This is a genomic window from Streptomyces sp. P17, assembly GCF_032436805.1.
In the GTDB taxonomy this organism is placed as follows: Bacteria; Actinomycetota; Actinomycetes; order Streptomycetales; family Streptomycetaceae; genus Streptomyces.
Window position 1 is genome coordinate 1 of record NZ_JAVRBF010001092.1, and the last position, 258, is coordinate 258.

The 258-nt window shown below is 67.8% G+C and carries 1 pseudogene; it reads left to right on the forward strand.

The annotated features are described in order from the left end of the window. Window positions 1-49 precede the first annotated feature (49 nt). A pseudogene (gene glmU, locus RMT89_RS44040) lies at window positions 50-258 on the forward strand (bifunctional UDP-N-acetylglucosamine diphosphorylase/glucosamine-1-phosphate N-acetyltransferase GlmU); the annotation flags it as partial.

Here is a 258-nt window from a genome sequence, read left to right on the forward strand (position 1 = left end):
GAAAGACGCCGATGCGGCAACCCGCGCCATAGCACTGTGCAATTCGGGCGTGATGGCGGTGGATGCGGCGCTGTTGCGCGATCTGGTGGGGCGGCTGGGCAATGACAATGCCTCGGGCGAATATTACCTGACCGATGTCGTCGGGCTGGCGCGCGCGCAGGGCCGCAGCGCCGCCGTCGTGACCTGTGACGAGGCCGAGACCATTGGCATCAACACCCGCGCCGAACTCGCTCAGGCCGAGGCCGCCTTTCAGGCCCG